Origin of the sequence: Streptomyces sp. NPDC096152 (genome assembly GCF_044763235.1) — a bacterium.
Taxonomy (GTDB): Bacteria; Actinomycetota; Actinomycetes; order Streptomycetales; family Streptomycetaceae; genus Streptomyces.
In genome coordinates, this window is sequence record NZ_JBIWFW010000003.1 from 638085 (window position 1) to 656035 (window position 17951).

The window sequence follows — 17951 nt, forward strand, 5'->3', positions numbered from 1 at the left end:
GGGCGAATTCAGGGTTCGACCAGGGTCGTACCGGCTGCCGCGGCGGCGGCACGCCCGTCACCATGGACCCATGACGAACCACCAGCACGCCGCGCCGGGGCCGGGGCCCGGCACCGGGCCCGCGGACGCCGGGCCCGGCGGGGGCGCGGCGGCCGGGCGGGCGGAGGCCGGGGAGGAGACGGCGGCGGGCCCCGGGTCCCCCACGCGGTTCCGGCGGGACCGGCGGCACAAGATGATCGCCGGGGTGTGCGCGGGGCTCGGGCGGCAGTGCGACATGGACCCGGTGATCTTCCGGATCACCCTGGCCGTGCTCGCCGCGACCGGCGGCATCGGCCTGCTCTTCTACGGCTTCGCCTGGCTCTTCGTCCCCTTCGACGACGAGGACGAGAACGAGGTCCGCAAGCTCCTCACCGGCCGGGTCGACGGCCCGGCGCTCGCGGCCGTGCTGTTCGCGCTGGTCGGCTGCGGGGTCTTCCTGTCGATGCTGAGCAACGGCAGCGTGCTGACCTTCGCCGTCGTGCTCTCCCTGCTCCTCGCGGGCGCCGGCTACTGGTCGCGGTACCGCGGCGCCCCCGACCCCGACCCCCTGGCCGCGCAGGCCGTCGCCGACGCCCCGCCGGAGGCGCAGGCGCCCCCGGTGCCCGCCGCCCACCCCTCCTGGTGGCGCGACCCGATCGTCAAGGACGGCACCCACGTCGGCGGTACGGGCTATCTGTGGGGCCCGGCGGACACGCGGGACCAGGACATGGCGGCCGCCGCCGACCTCGGCCGCGGCGCCGGAGCCGGCCGGCCGGCCGGCGTTCCGCGCTCCGCCCCGAGCCGGCCGCGCGGCCCGCGCCGGATCGGCGGCTGGGTCTTCCTGCTCGCCCTTCTCGCCGAGGCCCTCGGCACGGGCCTGGCCTGGGACGACCACGCGCTCGGCGCCAGTCTCCAGGCCGGTCTGTCCGGTGCGCTCGTGGTGTTCGGACTGGGCATAGCGGTGAGCGCCTTCCTCGGCCGCACCGGCGCCGGTTCGGTCCTGCTGGCGATCGTCACGGCGGCCCTGCTCGCCGCGTCGGCGGTGCTCCCGCAGGACATCGGCACACGGTGGGCGCACCGGACCTGGCAGCCCGCCGCGACGAAGGACGTACGGCAGAGCTACGACCTCGGCACCGGCGAGGGCACCCTCGACCTGACCCGCCTGCACCCCGGCAAGGACCGGACGGTGAGCACGCGGGCACGGGTGGGCCTGGGACGGCTGCGCGTGATCGTCCCGGAGGGCGTGACCGTCCGGGCGACCATCGAGGTGGGCCTCGGCGACGTCCAGCTGCCGGGCGACCGCCCCCAGGACGTGGACGTCGCGCCGAACAAGCGCCAGCGGGTGATCCTGCCCCCGGCGGCCGGCGCGAGCCGTGCCGGAACACTCGACCTCGACCTGCGGGTCGGCCTGGGACAGGCGGAGGTGAGCCGTGCTGCGTCATGAGTTCCAGCCCGGGAAGCTGGTCGCCGGTCTCTTCGTCACCGCGGCGGGAGTCGCCTACGCCGGGGACGCGGTGGATGCCTGGCGGGTCCCGTGGTTCGCGGCGCTCCCCCTCGTGGTGGGCGGCCTGTGCCTGGCGGGCGCGGTGGCGGTCCTGAACCGCGGCCTGCGCAGGCGCGGGGGACCCCGCGCGGAGGGGACGGGCTGACCGACCGCACGGCCCGCCGGCCCCCGGACGCCGGGCGGCCCGCCTCTCCGCCTCTCCGCGGCTCCGGCTCCGGGGACGGGGACAGGGACGGCCTAGCGGCGCCCGGCTCCGGACTGCCTACCGGTCACCGGCGCCGGACGACCTGCTGGTCACCGGTCCCCGGACCGGCCCTCAGTCCCCACTGCAGGTCACCGATCCCCGGACCGGCCCTCAGTCCCCGGAGGCCTGCCAGCCCCCGGCCGGCCTACCAGTCCCCCGCCCGCCGCCGTCGCCGGGCGCGCAGCGCGGCGTCCAGGGAGAGCATCGGCGTGCCGGCCAGGACCAGGGGCAGCCAGGCCATCAGGTACGCGAGGTCGTTGCCGTAGTAGTAGGGGCTGGTCGCCCAGCTGACCGTGAGCCACAGGCTCAGGGATATCAGCGCGCCGCCCAGCGCGGCCAGCCGGCCCAGCAGCCCGACCAGGATGCCGAGGCCGACGGCCAGTTCACCGAAGGCGATGGCGTAGCCGAAGCCGACGGGGTTCCTGAGGGCCAGGTCGACCAGGGCCGGGACGGCGGAGGAGTCGCGGACCGCGCGCATCGTGTCCCCGATCGACCCCGCGCCACCGCTCTTCATGAACGCGCTGTCCGTGAGCTTGTCGAGCCCGGCGTAGACGAAGGTGACGCCCAGGAAGATCCGGAGCGGCAGCAGGGCGTACCGGGCGGCGGCCTCCGGCCGGCCCTCGCCCCGGTGGTCCGCCGGGAAGGTGTAGGAGTCCGTGGGAACGCCGTAAGTCATCGCTGTCAGCCGCCTCTCACCGCCGAGCGGAGTGCCCTCACCGGAACATACGGACGGCAGGGGCGGCCGGCTCACCTCCGCGGGACCGTTTTTCCGGCGAACGCGTGGTTCGTCGCCGTCTGTCCCGCCCGCCGGGCAGGCACGCGTCAGTCCAGCACGTCGATCGCGTACCGGTTGGTCTCGACGCCCGCGGCCGTCACCACCTGCACCTCCACCCGGCCCGGCTCCACGTCCGCCGGCACCGGCACGGTCAGCACCATGTCCGTGGGGTTGCTGAAGCCGCCCGCCACCGGGACCAGGGGGACGTGGACGTTCACCGGCCCGATGCGGACGACCATCCGCGACAGGCGGTCGGCGCCCTGCGCGCCCGGCGGGACGAACCCGGTCCCGCGGATCTCGATGTCGTCCCCGGTGCGGATCGGCCCGTCCAGGTCACCGGCCTCCCGGGCGCGCACCACGGAGAGGATCATCGCCCGGCCGCCCTCGGCGTACTTGCCCGCCAGATAGGTCGCCGCCGACACCAGCACCAGCACCGCCAGTCCCCAGGGCAGGTCGGGCAGTTGGTCGGGCCGCCGGGCCAGCCGTACCGCGGCGAACGCCACCGCCACGGCGCCGATCACGACGTACTGGATGTCGGCGAAGGTGCCCCGGCCGGCGTCGTCGGTCAGCAGGTCCGCCGCCCGGGGCCGGTCCGCGCGCACCTTCTGCAGCCGCTGCCCCTGCACCCGCAGCCCGACCACCCGGCGCACCAGCACCGCGATGCCGCACACCACGGCGAGCACGGTCACCACACCGGCCCCGCGGGCCAGTTCCAGGCCGGAGATCAGCGCGTCCCGCTCGGCGTGGTCCGAGGCCGCCGCCAGCCGGCCCACCAGCACCAGGACCGCGTACACGACGAACAGCACCCAGACCGCGGCCACCGTCCGCGAGGTGGAGAGCCGGTTGTCCTCGCCGACGACCGGAGCCAGCACCCCGCCGCGCGCCCGGTGGAACCACGAGGCGGCGGTCAGCGCCCCGCCCACCAGGACCGCGGCCAGCAGCCCCGCCGTCCGCGCGGCGGTCCAGCCGGCGCCGATCGCGGTGAGCGCCTGGGCCAGGAGCAGCAGCACGACCGCCGCCCACACCGCGCCCGCGGTACGGCGCCACAGCCGCGCGAGCCACGCCTCGCCCTCGGCGCGGCCGCGTGCGGCGACGAGTTCCGCGGACTGCGTCAGTTCCTCCGAGACCCACTGCCGGGAGGCCGACGCCGAGTGGGCCACCGCCGCGGGCAGCCCCTGCCCGGCGGCGAACTCGTCCCGCTTGAGCAGGAACGCGGCGACCGCGCGCCGATGCCCCGCCCGCGCCCCGTGCGGGCAGTCCCCGCAGGCGCAGCCGCCCTCGTGGGCCGACCCCGCGCCGTCTCTCGCTTCCTGGACCGCCACGCCCGACGCCCGCCTTCCCCAACACACCCGGAACAACACCCCTACGCCGAAAGCGAATTGTGCCCTACACCACCCGCCCCCACGGCCGCCAGGCCCCCTGGGCGCGGGTGAAGCCCGGGCCATCGGGTTGACCGGGCTGCGAGAATTCCCTTATGGCCGAGATCATCCAGCGTGACGGGACCTGGGCCTTCGACGGCAGCACGGTCCGGATCACGCCGGGACTGCACCGCTCCGTGCCGCTGTTCCGACAGACGTACGGCGAGGTCGCCGTGCCGCTGGAGGCGGTGGCCGACGTGGTCCACGAGCCGGAACGCAGGCGCGGCCGGCTGCGCCTGCGGCTTCGGGAGGGTGCCGATCCGCTGCTCCGGGCGACCGGGGGGCGGCTGCCGGACGCGGCCGACCCGTACCGGCTGCTGGTGGACCTCGACCGGGCCGGAGCCGCCGAGTACGTCGCGGAGGAGATCCGCCGGGCCCTGCTCCTGGACCAGATCCCCAAGGGCCCCGCCCGGACCTATCTGCTGCCCGGGCCGCCGGTGCCGGTCTCGGTCCGCTCCTCCGACGGCACCGTCTCCTTCGACGGCGCCCAGGTCCGCATCGACTGGGCCGACACCTCCGACCGGGTCAAGCGCGCCACCGGGCCGCGGATCATCGCGGTCGACGACGTCGTGCAGGTGGAGTGGCTGCCCGGCTCCGGCTACGAGGACGGCTTCCTGCGCTTCGTGACCCGCGAGACGGCGTTCTCCAAACTGCCGCCCGAGAAGGACCCCTACGCCCTCGACCTGTGGGGCAACGCCCGCCGGGACCTGCTCACGGCCCTGGTCGCCACCGCGGTCACCGCCCGGCTGCCGCACCCATCGGTCCGCGCCGGAAGTGCGGCCGCGGATCCGGGCGAGCGCGCCGGTGCCGGGGCGCCGCGCGCCGCCCACCACGACGTGCTGCTGCGCCGGCTGCGCGAGCTGGGCGAGCTGCACCGGGACGGGGTGCTCACGGACGAGGAGTTCGCCCGGACCAAGGCGGTCGTGCTGCGCGGCTTCTGACCTCCCCCGGCCGCTCCCGCGCGTCCCCGGCGCGACCCGCGCCCCCATCCGCACCCGCACTCCCCGTGCCGTACCGGCGCCTCCTCAGCTGAGCAGGTCCGGCTCGCTGCGGCTGATCTCCTGCCAGAGCGGCTGGTAGTTGATCCACGCCACCAGGTCACCGCCGAGCTGCTCCCGCGTCGCCGCCGCCAGTTTGTGGTCGATCAGGACCGGCCGGCCCGCCGCCTGCGCGGTGAGCTGCACCTGGCAGGAGCGCTCCATCGACAGGAACCACCAGGCGGCCGCGTCCACCGAGTCCCCGACCGTCAGCAGTCCGTGGTTGCGCAGCACCAGCGCCTTGCCGGAGTCCAGCGCGGCCGCGATCCGGCGGCCCTCCTCGGTGTCGACGGCGACACCGGAGTACGAGTCGTAGAGGGCGTGGTCCTCGTAGAAGGCGCAGCTCTCCTGGGTGATCGGCTCCAGCAGGCCGCCGAGCGCCGCCAGGGCCCGGCCGTGCACGGAGTGGCAGTGGGCGACCGCGACGACGTCCGGGCGGGCCGCGTGCACCTGGGCGTGCACCGTGAACGCGGCCTGGTTGACGTGGTAGCGGCCCTCGATCACCTGCCCGTCCTGGTTGGCGAGCACGAGGTCGCTCACGGTGACGTGCCGGAAGGACATCCCGAACGGGTTGACCCAGAAGCAGTCGGTGAACTCGGGGTCGCGGGCGGTGATGTGCCCGGAGACGCCGTCCTCGAGTCCGGACCGCCCGAAGATCCGCAGCGCGCCCGCGAGCCGTTCCTTGCGGTGGCGGCGTTCGTCCTCGACCGACTCGTGCATCGGCGGCATCGCGAACCGCAGCCGGTCGGTGGGCAGGGGCGGGGGCGGCGTGGGGCCGTGCATGGGTCCTCCGGCGCTGGATCGACGTACGGGCCGGAACGTACCCCCGGTCGGGCCAGGATGACAGCGCCGGTTTGTAAAGATGCCGCGCATCGGGGACGGTCCGGCCGCGATACCCGACAGAGGTTGTCCGGTTTCGGCGTCACACTCGCCGTATGGCAACGAACTGGGCGGCCTTCGCCGCCGCCGAACCCGAGCTGGCCGCGACCGTGGAGGAGCGCTTCGGCGCGTTCACGCACCACGTCCTCGCCACCCTGCGCAAGGACGGCTCCCCCCGCACCTCCGGTCTCGAGGTGCGCTTCCTCGACGGCGAGCTGTGGTTCGGCATGATGCCGGACTCGATGAAGGCGCTCGACCTGCGCCGGGACGCGCGGTTCACCCTGCAGGCCAATCCTGGGCCGGGCACCGGGATGGGCGGCGGCGACGTGCGCGTCGGCGGGCGGGCGGTCGAGGTGACGGACCCGGAGACGAAGGGCGCGTACGTGAAAGAGGTGGAACCGCCGCAGCCGTTCCACCTCTTCCGCACCGAGCTGACCGAGGTCGTGCGTACCCACGTAGAGGACGACACGTACCTGGTCACCGAGGTCTGGCGGCCCGGAGCGCCGGTGCGCACGCTCAGGCGCAGGTGAGCCGGGGGCTCACTCCCACTCGATGGTGCCCGGCGGCTTGCTCGTCACGTCGAGGACGACCCGGTTGACGTCCCGGACCTCGTTGGTGATCCGGGTCGAGATCCTCGCCAGCACGTCATAGGGCAGGCGCGACCAGTCGGCGGTCATCGCGTCCTCGGAGGAGACGGGCCGCAGCACGATCGGGTGGCCGTAGGTGCGGCCGTCGCCCTGGACGCCGACGCTGCGCACGTCCGCGAGCAGGACCACCGGGCACTGCCAGATGTCCCGGTCGAGGCCGGCCGCCGTCAGCTCCTCGCGGGCGATGGCGTCGGCCTCGCGCAGCAGGTCCAGGCGCTCCCTGGTGACGTCGCCGACGATGCGGATGCCGAGGCCGGGGCCGGGGAACGGCTGGCGCTGGACGATCTCCTCCGGCAGGCCGAGCTCCTGGCCGACCATGCGGACCTCGTCCTTGAAGAGCTTGCGCAGCGGCTCGACGAGCTGGAACTCGAGGTCCTCGGGGAGGCCGCCCACGTTGTGGTGGGACTTGATGTTCGCCGTGCCGGTACCGCCGCCGGACTCGACGACGTCCGGGTAGAGCGTGCCCTGGACCAGGAACTCCACCGCGGGACCCTGGTCCGCGATGATCTCGGCCTGCGCCTGCTCGAAGACCCGGATGAACTCGCGGCCGATGATCTTCCGCTTCTCCTCGGGGTCGGAGACCCCCTTGAGCGCGGTGAGGAAGCGCTCCTCGGCGTCGACGACCTTCAGCTGCACGCCGGTGGCCGCGACGAAGTCCTTCTCGACCTGCTCGGTCTCGCCCTTGCGCATCAGGCCGTGGTCGACGTAGACGCAGGTCAGCTGGGCGCCGATGGCCTTCTGCACCAGGGCGGCCGCGACGGCGGAGTCCACGCCGCCGGACAGGCCGCAGATCGCCCGCCGGTCGCCGACCTGCTCGCGGATGGCGGCGACCTGCTCCTCGATCACGTTGCCCGTGGTCCAGGACGGGGTCAGGCCCGCGCCGCGGTAGAGGAAGTGCTCCAGCACCTGCTGGCCGTGCGTGGAGTGCATGACCTCGGGGTGGTACTGGACGCCGTAGAGCCTCTTCTCGTCGTCCTCGAACGCGGCGACCGGGACGACGTCCGTGGAGGCCGTGACGGTGAAGCCCTCGGGGGCGGCGGAGCAGGCGTCGCCGTGCGACATCCACACGTGCTGCTCGGCCGGGGTGCCCTCGAAGAGGGTGGAGGACGTCCGGGAGACGTGCAGGTCCGTACGGCCGTACTCGCGGGCGCCGGTGTTGTCGACGGTGCCGCCGAGGACCTGTGCCATCAGCTGGAAGCCGTAGCACATGCCGAAGACGGGGACGCCGGCCTCGAAGAGCGCGCGGTCGAGACGGGGGGCGCCCTCCTCGTACACGGACGAGGGGCCGCCGGAGAGGATGATCGCCGCGGGGTTCCTGGCGAGCATCTCCGCGACCGGCATGGTGCTCGGCACGATCTCGCTGTAGACCCGCGCCTCGCGGACGCGACGGGCGATGAGCTGGGCGTACTGGGCGCCGAAGTCGACGACCAGGACGGTGTCGGTGGCGGCGGCAGCGGGGGTCGCTGATGACACGGGGTGCCTTCCGGCGGGTCGGGCGGGGGTCTTGTGCGGCCGAGTCTACCGGGGCGGCCGTGGGGGACCTCGCCTTCGTCCCCGGGGCCGCGCCCGCGGGCCCCGGCCCATGTCCACCACCCGGCACCCGGCACCCGGCTCGCTCGGACACGGAGGCACCGGCGCACCGTGGCATACTGGCCTCATGTTCGCGCAGACGACCTTCTTCTTTACCTATGGCGACCGGCCCGCCGGCTGCCATGGTCGTGCTGCTTGAGCGAACCGCCGAGCGACTTACCAGGCGCCCCGGGCCGACAAGGCCCGGGGCGCCTGTCGTTTTCCGGGTCCTGCCGTACCGGGGCACCGAGTCCGAACCGACGAGGAGCCCCCTAGATGTCCGTCACCCCCGCAGAGAAGACCGGCGCGCGCACCGACGAGGCCGCCGACGTGATCAACGGTGCGCGCGAGCGCATCGACTCGCTCGACGACCGGATCATCGGGCTGATCCAGGAACGGATCGCCGTGTCCGCCGTGATCCAGGAGGCCCGCGTCACCTCCGGAGGCCGGCGCGTGAGCCTCTCCCGCGAGATGGAGATCCTCGAGCACTACAGGGAGGCCCTGGGCAGGCCGGGGACCTCCCTCGCCATGACCCTGCTCGAACTGTGCCGCGGTCGCATCTGAGTTCGGGCCCGCACTCACCCGTACGGCGCGTGACCGTCCCGGGCGGCCGGTCGTTGGTCCCGGTGTCCGTGCCAGCCAGGGGCGGGCCCGAAAGAACCACGCGTGGCTCTCCGGAGCGATGAGACGTGCGGATCGCGCCGTGCGTCGTGGGACCTCGCTCCGGGGAAGTGGCCGGACGGCAGGGGACAGCAGCCCGGTCACCCAACTGACGGCCGGCTCCGGGGACGCCCGGGGCCGGCCGGCGGAAAACAGAAAAATGCACAAGGCTGGGTCAAACGGTTGCGGGCACCGCGTTCGTCCAGCACGATGCGTAGCAAGCCCCGGACCCCAAGTCCCCGTGCGGGCAACCGCATTGCAGTGCACCGCAGGACCGCCAGAGGTCAAGACCGGCCGCGCACCCCCGGGTGTGCCGGGGAGCCGGCCGAGGCGCACGAGACCAGCGGCGCAACCCCCCGGCGCCGCTCCTCAGGCACCGGCGCTGCCCTGACGTCGGTGCTGACGAGAAGAAGGGCCCCGCGGCTCGCCCCGCGGGGCCCTTCGCCGTACCGCCTGTGACGCAGCCCACAGAAAGCCGTCGTCGGATGCGGCACAACCCTTTGGCGCCCTGCCGGGTCACACCAGCAGAACCAAGGGCCATGCCCGCGCCCCACACGCGGAGGCCTCCCCCAGCACGTACCGCGGTGCAGCGGTACGCCGGACTCCCCGAGGTCTTCATGAAGCTCCGCCGTGTCATGGCCGCAGCAGCCGCGACGGCCGCGATAGCCCCGCTCGCACTGCTCGCGGCGCCGGCCGCGTTCGCGTCCGACGATCCGACCTCCACGGCCAGCGCGAGTGTCGGCGCCGACGAGACGGCCGCCGAGAGCGAGTCGCCGGCCACGGACACGGCCGCCACCGAGTCGCCCGCGGACGACACGACCGAGACCGCCGAGGCCGGCCAGTCCGCCCCGGCCGACGGGGACGCCGGCGCCGACGCCGCCGCCTCCAGCTCCGCCTCGTCCTCCGCCTCCTCCTCGGCTTCGGCCTCCTCCTCGGCGTCCGCGTCGGCGTCGGCCGGCGAGTCCGCCGAGCCCACCGCCGAGCCGACGCCCTGCACGGACGGGCTCGAGGACCCCGACTCGCAGCTGTCCCTCTCGGTCTCCGGCCTGCCCGGGAAGATCGTCGCGGGCAGCGGCTGGCACAACTTCACGCTCACCGCGGCCAACCACAGCAGCCAGGCCCTCGGGCAGGTGCAGTGGCTCGCGGTCGTCGACAACGACTCGATGAGCGACAACGAGAAGGACTGGCTGAGCACCTACGCCCTGGTCGAGTACTACAACCCGGCGACCAAGGCGTGGGAGTCCCTCGCGGACCAGATCGGCAACGGCATCTACTTCGGTGAGACGCCGCTCGGCCCCCGGCAGACGGTCGACATCCAGCTGCGCGTGAACATCACCGCCAAGGCCCCCGCAGGCGCCGGCTACACCGTGGGCCTCGGCGGCTACATCGACCAGGAGAAGAACTGCGTCCACAGTTCCTTCGCCTACTACGAGTTCACCGTCCTCAGCCCCGGCAGCCCCAACCACGACCCCGGCCACGCCAAGCCGGGCAAGGGCCACAAGCCGGCCGGCGGCAAGGAGCCGCAGGGCGGCGCGAAGGAGATCCCGCCGACCGGCAGCCTGGCCTCCACCGGTTCGAGCTCCGCGCTCCCGATGATCGGCCTGGTCGGCGGTGCCGCCGTCGTCGCCGGCGCCGGGACCGTGGTCGTGGTGCGCCGCCGCAAGGCGGGTGCGTGACGCGTTGCGCGTGACGCGGCCTTAGGCCACCGCAAGAGGAGAAGGACCTGCGCCAGGAGGGGGGCGCAGGTCCTTCTTCTTCGGTGCGGTGCTTCCGCGGGTCACTTCCTGTTCGGTGCGGTGCTTCCGCGGGTCACTTCTTGGGCGGTACCGCCGGCATCCCGAGGAACGGCAGCCGCAGCGCGCCGAAGGCGTCAGCCGGGACCGCCGGGGAGTTCGGCTCGACCGGGCGGAGGCGCTGGTATTCCGCGCCCTGCTCAGGACGCCGGTCGGCCTCGCCCTTGTTGGGCCAGAACGCCATCGCCCGCTCGGCCTGCGCGGTGATGGTCAGGGACGGGTTCACGCCCAGGTTCGCCGAGACGGCGGCCCCGTCCACGACCGAGACGCCGGGGTGGCCGTAGAGCCGGTGGTACGGGTCGATCACACCGGACTCGGCGGAGGCGCCGATCGGGCAGCCGCCGAGGAAGTGCGCGGTGAGCGGGGTGCCCATCAGCTCGCCCACGTTCGAACCCGCGAAGCCGTTGATCTCCGCGGCGAGCGCCGAGGCGCCCTCCGTGGCCGCCCTGATCTGCTTGGGGTTGGGGGACCCGTGGCCCTGGCGGGCGGTGAGCAGGCCCTTGCCCACGCCGTCCGGCTTCAGGTACGTCGTCAGGGAGTTGTCCAGGGACTGCATCACCAGGCCGATGATGGTCCGCTCCGACCAGCGGCGGTTGGACAGCGAGCGCAGGACCAGCAGCGGATGCCGGGCGGCGTTCCGCAGCCAGGCCGCGACCCGGGAGGAGCCCTCGGCGTACGGGACCTGGAGGATCGACAGGCCGCCCATCGAGTTGGAGCCCTTGCCGTAGCGGACCGGCTCGATGTGGGTGTTCTCGTCGGGGTGGATGGAGGAGGTGATGGCGACGCCCCGGGTGAAGTCCGCCCGCGCCTCGCCGGTCGCCTTCCGGTAGCGCCGGTTGTCGGTCTGGGCGCCCACCAGCGCCTCGGAGTTGGTGCGGGTCAGCTCGCCCAGCCGGGCCGAGAGGTAGGGCAGCTGACCGCCGGCCTTCATGCGGTGCAGCAGCGTCTGGGTGCCGTAGGTGCCGGCCGCGAGGACCACCCGGCGGGCCGTGAACATCCGGCCCTCGCCCTTCTTCCTGGCGTCCGTGGGCAGGGTCGCGATCGCGTACCCGCCCCGGGAGTCGCCGGTGACGGAGACGACCGTCGTCATGGGGTGCACGACGGCGCCCGCCTTCTCGGCGAGGTAGAGGTAGTTCTCGTTGAGGGTGTTCTTCGCGCCGTGCCGGCAGCCCGTCATGCACTCGCCGCACTCGGTGCAGGCGTTGCGCTCCGGTCCCGCGCCGCCGAAGTAGGGGTCCGCGGCCTTCTCCCCCGGCCGGGCCTTCGCGGTGCCGTCGGCGTCCTCGCCGTCGCCGAAGAACACCCCGACCGGCGCCATGTGGAAGGTGTCGCCCACGCCCATGCACTCCGCCGCCGCCTTCAGGTGCACGTCGGACGGGGTCATCGTGGGGTTGAGCCGCACACCGAGCATCCGCCGCGCCTGGTCGTAGAACGGCTCCAGCTCCTCCTGCCAGTCGGTGATGTCCCGCCACTGCGGGTCGTCGAAGAACTGCCGGGGCGGTACGTAGAGGGTGTTGGCGTAGTTGAGCGAGCCGCCGCCGACCCCGGCGCCGGCCAGCACCATCACATTGCCCAGCAGGTGGATGCGCTGGATGCCGTACATGCCGAGCTTCGGGGCCCAGAGGTAGTTCCTCAGGTCCCAGGAGTTCCTCGGCAGCGACTCGCGGGTGAAGCGGCGGCCCGCCTCCAGGACGCCGACCCGGTACCCCTTCTCGGTCAGGCGGAGCGCGGAGACGGATCCGCCGAACCCCGATCCCACGACGATGACGTCGTAGTCGTACCCGTCCTCGTCCCGGGTCTGGACAGACTTCTCCTGTGCCACGTGCTCTCCTCGTTGAGAACGGGTGCTGTCGGGGGGGTGCGCTCCAGGGGGTGCGCCCTCGGGGCCTCTCGGTCCTAGCGGAAGCGGAAGGTCTTCATCAGCCTCAGGCTCCGGCTCATGAACGCCGCGTACTTCTCGTCGTCCATGCCGAGCGAGGGGGCCATGGGCAGCAGCCGCTGGTGGGCGACGGTCTGGGCCTCGGTGTACTTGAGGATGCCCTCGGAGCCGTGCCGGCGGCCGAGGCCGGAGTCCTTCATGCCGCCCATCGGGGACTGCACGCTGCCGTACGCGGGGGCGTAGCCCTCGTTGATGTTCACCGTGCCGGTGCGCAGCCGGGCTGCGACCTCGCGTCCGCGCCGGGCGTTCGTGGTCCAGACCGACGAGTTCAGGCCGTACGGCGTGGAGTTGGCGCGGTCGACCGCCTCGTCCTCGGTGGCGAACCGGTAGATCGAGACGACCGGTCCGAAGGTCTCCTCCGTGCACACCGACATCGGCGCCTCGACACCGTCCAGGATGGTCGGTTCGAAGAAGTAGGGGCCGATGTCCGGGCGGGCGACGCCTCCGGCGACGACCCGGGCGCCCTTCGCGACGGCCTCCTCGACATGCCGGGTCACGGTCTCCAGCTGCCGCTCGCCGACCAGCGAGCCCATGTCGGCGCCGTAGGCGAGGGAGGTGCCCAGGCGCAGGGCCCTGGTCCGGGCGGCGAAGCGCTCCAGGAAGGCGTCGGCGACCGACTCGTGGACGAAGAGCCGCTCGATGGAGATGCACAGCTGGCCCGCGGAGGAGAAGCAGGCGCGGACCGCTCCCGCGGCGGCCTTCTCGATGTCGGCGTCCTCGAGGACCAGCATGGCGTTCTTGCCGCCGAGTTCGAGGGAGACGCCGACCAGGCGGGCGGCGGCGCCCTGGGCGACCTCGCGGCCGGTGCGGGTGGAGCCGGTGAAGGAGACGTAGTCGGCGTGCTGGACGATCTCCGGGCCGACGACCGGTCCGTCGCCGATGACGACCTGGAAGACCTCGGCGGGCAGCCCGGCCTCGATCAGCAGGTCCCGGGCCCACAGGGCGGTCAGGCAGGTCTCCGTGTCGGGCTTCATGACGACCGCGTTGCCCGCGGCGAAGGCGGGGAGCGCGTCGCCGACCGACAGTTCCAGGGGGTAGTTCCAGGGCGCGATCTGGCCCACGACGCCGCGCGGGTGGCGCAGTTCGGTGACGCGGGTGAGGGTGGGCATGGCGCCGGCGTGCCGCTTGGGCCTCAGGTAGGCGGCGGCCCTGCGGCCGTAGTGCCGGGCCGCCACGGCGACGGCCTGCACCTCCTCGTGCGCGTGCAGGCGGGCCTTGCCGGTCTCCAGCTGGATCAGGTCGAGGACCTCGGCCTGGCGGGCGAGCACCAGGTCGTGGAAGCGGAGCAGGACGGCGGCGCGCTGGCGGACCGGGGTCCGTTCCCAGACCGCCTGGGCGGCGCGGGCCCGCTCGAAGGCGGTGGCGACGTCCTCGGGGGTGGACTCGGGCAGGTCGGCGAGTTTCTCGCCGGTGAAGGGCGAGTGGTTGGCGGTCCGGCCGGATCCGACGACGCCCTTGGTGAGCTGCGCGACCAGCTCGGGGGTCACCACGTCGGCGGCGGTGCGAGCACCCGTGGGGGCGGGGGCCAGGGGATTCGTTCCGGTCATGGCCGGGGCCTGCGAGTCCGTCATGACGCGCAGAGTATGCCGGAGCGCAGGCTTTGTGTACCCGTCGGTAATGGGGATTCACCGAGTGCTCACACGGCGCCAGCGATCACTGGCAACGAATGCGCTGATCAGGGCGTTGGGCCGGACATCGGAGGAGACATCGGGCGGGACGCCGGAGGGTTCACCGGGCGGGACGCCGGACGGTGCACTGGGCGGGACGCCATGGCGAATCCCCCGCTCTTGCGCCGGACCTCCACAGCACCGGACCCGCCGAAGTGTGCGGGGATCACCAACTCACGCTCGTCGGCCGCCCGTTCGAGCACCCGTCGCCGGGTGTCCGCCGCCTGCCGCGGGTCGAGGCAGAAGCAGCTGCTGCACTCGGGGCGGAGGATCTGCACCGGGCTGTGCAGCAGGTCGCCCACGAAGACCGCCCGCTCGCCGCCCGACTCCAGCCGCAGCACCGACGAGCCGGGGGTGTGGCCCGGGGCCGCCTCCAGGGTGAGGTGGTCGTCGATCCGGTACTCCCCCTCCCACAGCACGGACTGCCCGGCGCGGTGCACCGGCGCCACGCTGTCCTCGTACATCAGCCGGTCGTCGGGCCGCGCCCCGCCCGCGTAGCCGTTCGCCGGGCCGAAGTGGCGGTCGTCGGCGGCCGGGATCAGGTAGCGCGCGCGGGGGAAGGACGGCACCCATTCCCCGTCGGCGTCCCGGGTGTTCCAGCCGACGTGGTCGCCGTGGAGGTGGGTGTTGACGACGACGTCGACGTCCTGCGGCCGGACCCCGGCCCGCTCCAGACGGCCCGGGAAGTCCCCCTGCCGCCGGTGGAACAGCGCACTGCCGGGCCGCTCCCGGTCGTTGCCGACGCCGGTGTCGACGAGCACCGTCCGCCCGCCGCCGCGCACCACCCAGGTCTGGAGCGTCACCACGGCCCGCTCGCCGCCGGATTCCCGGTGGTCGGGGACGAGTTCGTCCTCGTGCTCCCGCCACACCTCGGGGTCGCAGTCCGGGACGAGGGTGCCTGCGGGGACGTAGGGGCCCTGCCACTCGACGATCCGGAGCACCTCGAGGTCGCCGATCACGAAACGCTGCGCGTTCTCCTCAGTCATGTCCCGGAGCCTAGGCGGAGGAGATGAGCGTTCCAATGCGCGAAAGGATCAGTTCGATACGAGATCGTCTCAGCCGCGTGCTGGAGGGTGCCGTACCCTGCCGTCATGGACGTGGTGAGCGACGCGATCTCCGCCGTGCGGGTCGGACGGCCCTCCTCCAACCGGCTGCGGGTGACCGGGCGCTGGTGCACCCGGTTCGACCCCTACGAGGGCGCCGGCTTCCACGTCGTGCTCGCGGGCGGCTGCTGGCTGCTGCCGGACGGGGGCGGGGACCCGGTGACGCTGAACACCGGCGACGTCGTGCTGCTGCCGCACGGCGCCGGGCATGTACTGGCCGACCGGCCCGCCGACGCGGCGGAGGTGGCGCGGGCGGTGCCGTTCGAGCAGGTGCGCGAGGGCGCCGCCGGAGGGGATGCCGTACGGGGTGCCGCCCGGCGCGCGGACGGGGGCGACGGCGAGGACGAGGGTGACCGCCGGGACGAGGGCGGGCGTGGGCCCGTGGTCGAGCTGCTGTGCGGGAAGTACCGCCTCGACCGCAGCCGGACGCACCCGCTGATGGCCGAGCTGCCCCAGGTGGTGCACCTGCCGCACCGGGTCGGCGTCCACCCAGAGCTGCGCTCCGCGCTCGACCTGCTGGCCCGGGAACTGGACGAGCGCCGCCCGGGCGCCTGCCTCGCGCTGCCGAGCCTGCTGGACCTCCTGCTGATCTACATGGTCCGCGCCTGGATGGCCGAGGCGGCGGCCGGCGCCTGGCCGGCGGTGCTCGACGACCCGGTGACGACGGCCGCGCTGCGCGCCCTGCACTCCGACCCGGCCGCCGCCTGGACGAACGACCGCCTGGCCGGCGCGGCGGGCGTCTCCCGCGCCACGCTGGCCCGCCGCTTCACCGCGCTCGTCGGCCGCCCGCCGATGGCCTATCTGACCTGGTGGCGGCTGACCCTGGCCGCCGCCCGCCTGCGGGACACGGACGCCCCGCTGGTGAAGGTCGCCCAGGAGACCGGCTACAGCAGCCCGTACGCCCTCTCGCACGCCTTCAGCCGGGAGTTCGGGATCACTCCGGGCCGCTACCGGGCCGCCCGATCCTGAACGGCCCGGGACAGCCGAGCGGGTCAGAGCGCGTCGACGTCCAGGTTCGTGATCGCGGTCTGCGCCACCTCGCGCCCGCGCCCGGTGAAGTCGCCCTTGCCGGGGTAGCTCACGACCAGCTTGTACAGGTCGCCCGCGGAGCTCTTGTAGTAGAGGATCCGCACCTCGCGCGGGAGCGGGTTCTGGCTGTCGGTGGTGGTGTAGACGACCGTGTTCTCGGCGGCCTTCCTGCCCTCGTACACCGACTCCCTGGGCCGGGTCCTCGGGTTCTCGGGCATCCCGAGGTTGTAGTCGCCGGACTGCTTGAACGTGCCGTCGTCGTCGTACATCTGGGCGGCCGCGGAGCCCTTGATGATGTGGCTGCCGTCCTCGGACTTCCGCACCAGCGTCAGGGCGACCCGGATGCTGCCGCTCCAGTCGCTGTAGGCCACCCAGTGGCTCTTGTCGGTCTTCCGGTCCGGCACCGTGCGCTGGTAGTCGCCGGGCACCGCGAGCGTGGCCGCCACGTCCTTCTCGTGACGGTTCCGCCAGTCGTCCGGCAGCGGACCCGCGAACGGCCGCGCGACCAGCAGGTACGCCGTCGCCGCGGCCGCTACGACCGCCGCGCCGAGCCCGAGCCGCGCCCCGCGCCCGAACCGGAGCCGGCGCCGCGCGCCCCCGGCCTCCCCGGTCTCCCCCGCGCCCTCGGGGTGCGCCACCACCTGGGTCGGCGCCGGGGCCGGCGGGGCGGCGGCCGCCTCCAGCAGGGCGCGCACCCGGGCGGCGTCCGGGCGGTGCGCCGGGTCCTTCTGCAGCAGGCCGGTGACGGCCTCGGCGAGCGGCCCCCGCGCGGCGGCCGGCGCCGCGGGCACGGCGTTGAGCACCGACTGGAGCGTGGCCGGGGTGTTGCTGCGGCGGAACGGGGAGACGCCCTCCGTGGCCGCGTACAGCACCACGCCGAGCGACCACAGGTCGGAGGCCGGGCCGGGGCGCCGGCCCAGCACCCGCTCCGGCGCGATGTACTCGGGGGAGCCGACGAAGCCGCCGGTGTCGGTCAGGCTGGTCTCGCCCTCGATCTGGGCGATGCCGAAGTCGGTGAGGACGATCCGGCCGTGCCGGCCCAGCATGATGTTGTCCGGCTTCACGTCCCGGTGCAGGACACCCGCCGCGTGCGCGGCCTCCAGCGCGCCGAGCACCTCCAGGCCGACCCGGGCCGCCTCGCGCGCGTCCAGCGTGCCCTCCTGCATGGCGCTGCCCAGCGAGCGGCCGTGCACCAGCTCCATGACGATCCACGGCTGCCCGTCGACGACGGCGACGTCGTGGACGGTGACGACGGCGGGGTGGTCGAGCCGGGCCGCGGCGCGGGCCTCGCGGCGCATCCGCTCGAAGGCGTTGGCGCGTTCGCGCTCGGGAAGGTGGTCGGGGACGCGGGGCTCCTTGACGGCGACCTCGCGGTCCACGGTCTCGTCCTTGGCCCGCCAGACGGTCCCCATCCCGCCGTGCCCGAGCTTGGCGAGCAGCCGGTACCGCCCGGCGATCAGCCGCCCGGCGCCGGGATCCCCGGACCGCGTGGCGCTGTCGTCCCGCACCGGTGTGGCGTACGGGTTCTGCGGGTGGGGCACCCGCACCTGCGCGTCGGGCGGTCGCAGAACGAAACTCGTCGGCTCTTCGGACTCGTGGCGGGCTCCCCCGTCGTTGCTCATGAGTCCATCCATATCGCGACCGCCGCCGACGTCTCCACCGTGTGGGC

The 17951-nt window shown here is 73.8% G+C and carries 15 protein-coding genes; 7 read left to right on the top strand and 8 right to left on the bottom strand.

Annotation, left to right across the window (positions count from 1 at the left end):
- Positions 1 to 70: 70 nt before the first annotated feature.
- Positions 71 to 1462, top strand: a complete 1392-nt coding sequence (locus ACIQ9G_RS13080; protein ID WP_403608545.1) for a PspC domain-containing protein — start codon at positions 71 to 73, stop codon at positions 1460 to 1462.
- Positions 1449 to 1667, top strand: a complete 219-nt coding sequence (locus tag ACIQ9G_RS13085; RefSeq protein ID WP_403608546.1) for a hypothetical protein — start codon at positions 1449 to 1451, stop codon at positions 1665 to 1667. The genes ACIQ9G_RS13080 and ACIQ9G_RS13085 overlap by 14 nt, the downstream gene beginning before the upstream one ends.
- A gap of 244 nt (positions 1668 to 1911) precedes the next feature.
- On the opposite strand, the gene ACIQ9G_RS13090 is transcribed toward ACIQ9G_RS13085, so the two are convergent.
- Both ACIQ9G_RS13090 and ACIQ9G_RS13095 read right to left on the bottom strand, forming a co-directional pair.
- The gene (locus ACIQ9G_RS13090) at positions 1912 to 2442 is read right to left on the bottom strand and encodes a DoxX family protein (RefSeq protein ID WP_403608547.1); all 531 of its coding nucleotides are present in this window, start codon (positions 2440 to 2442) and stop codon (positions 1912 to 1914) included.
- A 146-nt stretch (positions 2443 to 2588) separates the two neighbouring features.
- A complete protein-coding gene (locus ACIQ9G_RS13095; RefSeq protein WP_403608548.1) occupies positions 2589 to 3863 on the bottom strand; it encodes an IPT/TIG domain-containing protein in 1275 nt (424 codons plus the stop codon).
- Positions 3864 to 4015: 152 nt separating this feature from the next.
- On the opposite strand from ACIQ9G_RS13095, the gene ACIQ9G_RS13100 reads away from it, so the two are divergent.
- Positions 4016 to 4900 carry a DUF4429 domain-containing protein gene (locus tag ACIQ9G_RS13100; protein ID WP_403608549.1) on the top strand — a complete coding sequence of 295 codons (885 nt, stop codon included), beginning with the start codon at positions 4016 to 4018 and terminating at the stop codon, positions 4898 to 4900.
- Between the two features lie 84 nt (positions 4901 to 4984).
- On the opposite strand, the gene ACIQ9G_RS13105 is transcribed toward ACIQ9G_RS13100, so the two are convergent.
- On the bottom strand, positions 4985 to 5779 hold the full coding sequence (locus tag ACIQ9G_RS13105; protein ID WP_403608550.1) for a class II aldolase/adducin family protein: 795 nt from the start codon (positions 5777 to 5779) through the stop codon (positions 4985 to 4987).
- 152 nt (positions 5780 to 5931) lie between these two features.
- On the opposite strand from ACIQ9G_RS13105, the gene ACIQ9G_RS13110 reads away from it, so the two are divergent.
- Positions 5932 to 6405, top strand: coding sequence for a pyridoxamine 5'-phosphate oxidase family protein (locus ACIQ9G_RS13110; RefSeq protein WP_403608551.1), 474 nt, complete (start codon positions 5932 to 5934; stop codon positions 6403 to 6405).
- A gap of 9 nt (positions 6406 to 6414) precedes the next feature.
- On the opposite strand, the gene guaA is transcribed toward ACIQ9G_RS13110, so the two are convergent.
- Positions 6415 to 7995, bottom strand: a complete 1581-nt coding sequence (gene guaA, locus ACIQ9G_RS13115; protein WP_403608552.1) for a glutamine-hydrolyzing GMP synthase — start codon at positions 7993 to 7995, stop codon at positions 6415 to 6417.
- 372 nt (positions 7996 to 8367) lie between these two features.
- Between guaA and ACIQ9G_RS13120 the strand changes: the two genes are divergently transcribed.
- Positions 8368 to 8655: a chorismate mutase gene (locus ACIQ9G_RS13120; protein WP_403608553.1), complete on the top strand. Its 288-nt coding sequence runs from the start codon at positions 8368 to 8370 to the stop codon at positions 8653 to 8655.
- Positions 8656 to 9386: 731 nt separating this feature from the next.
- Positions 9387 to 10427 (top strand): hypothetical protein, encoded by a 1041-nt coding sequence (locus tag ACIQ9G_RS13125; protein WP_403608554.1) that lies wholly within the window; start codon positions 9387 to 9389, stop codon positions 10425 to 10427.
- A 133-nt stretch (positions 10428 to 10560) separates the two neighbouring features.
- Here ACIQ9G_RS13125 and ACIQ9G_RS13130 read toward each other — a convergent pair whose 3' ends face one another.
- From ACIQ9G_RS13130 to ACIQ9G_RS13140, 3 genes are all read right to left on the bottom strand, one after another.
- Entirely contained in the window at positions 10561 to 12366 is a 1806-nt protein-coding gene (locus ACIQ9G_RS13130) for a GMC oxidoreductase (protein WP_403608555.1), read from the bottom strand.
- A 74-nt stretch (positions 12367 to 12440) separates the two neighbouring features.
- Positions 12441 to 14054 (bottom strand): succinic semialdehyde dehydrogenase, encoded by a 1614-nt coding sequence (locus ACIQ9G_RS13135; protein ID WP_403608556.1) that lies wholly within the window; start codon positions 14052 to 14054, stop codon positions 12441 to 12443.
- 104 nt (positions 14055 to 14158) lie between these two features.
- Positions 14159 to 15136: an MBL fold metallo-hydrolase gene (locus ACIQ9G_RS13140; RefSeq protein ID WP_403608557.1), complete on the bottom strand. Its 978-nt coding sequence runs from the start codon at positions 15134 to 15136 to the stop codon at positions 14159 to 14161.
- Between the two features lie 105 nt (positions 15137 to 15241).
- Here ACIQ9G_RS13140 and ACIQ9G_RS13145 point away from each other — a divergent pair, with 105 nt between their 5' ends.
- Entirely contained in the window at positions 15242 to 16222 is a 981-nt protein-coding gene (locus ACIQ9G_RS13145; protein ID WP_403608558.1) for an AraC family transcriptional regulator, read from the top strand.
- A 23-nt stretch (positions 16223 to 16245) separates the two neighbouring features.
- On the opposite strand, the gene ACIQ9G_RS13150 is transcribed toward ACIQ9G_RS13145, so the two are convergent.
- Entirely contained in the window at positions 16246 to 17904 is a 1659-nt protein-coding gene (locus tag ACIQ9G_RS13150) for a serine/threonine-protein kinase (protein ID WP_403608559.1), read from the bottom strand.
- Positions 17905 to 17951: the final 47 nt, after the last annotated feature.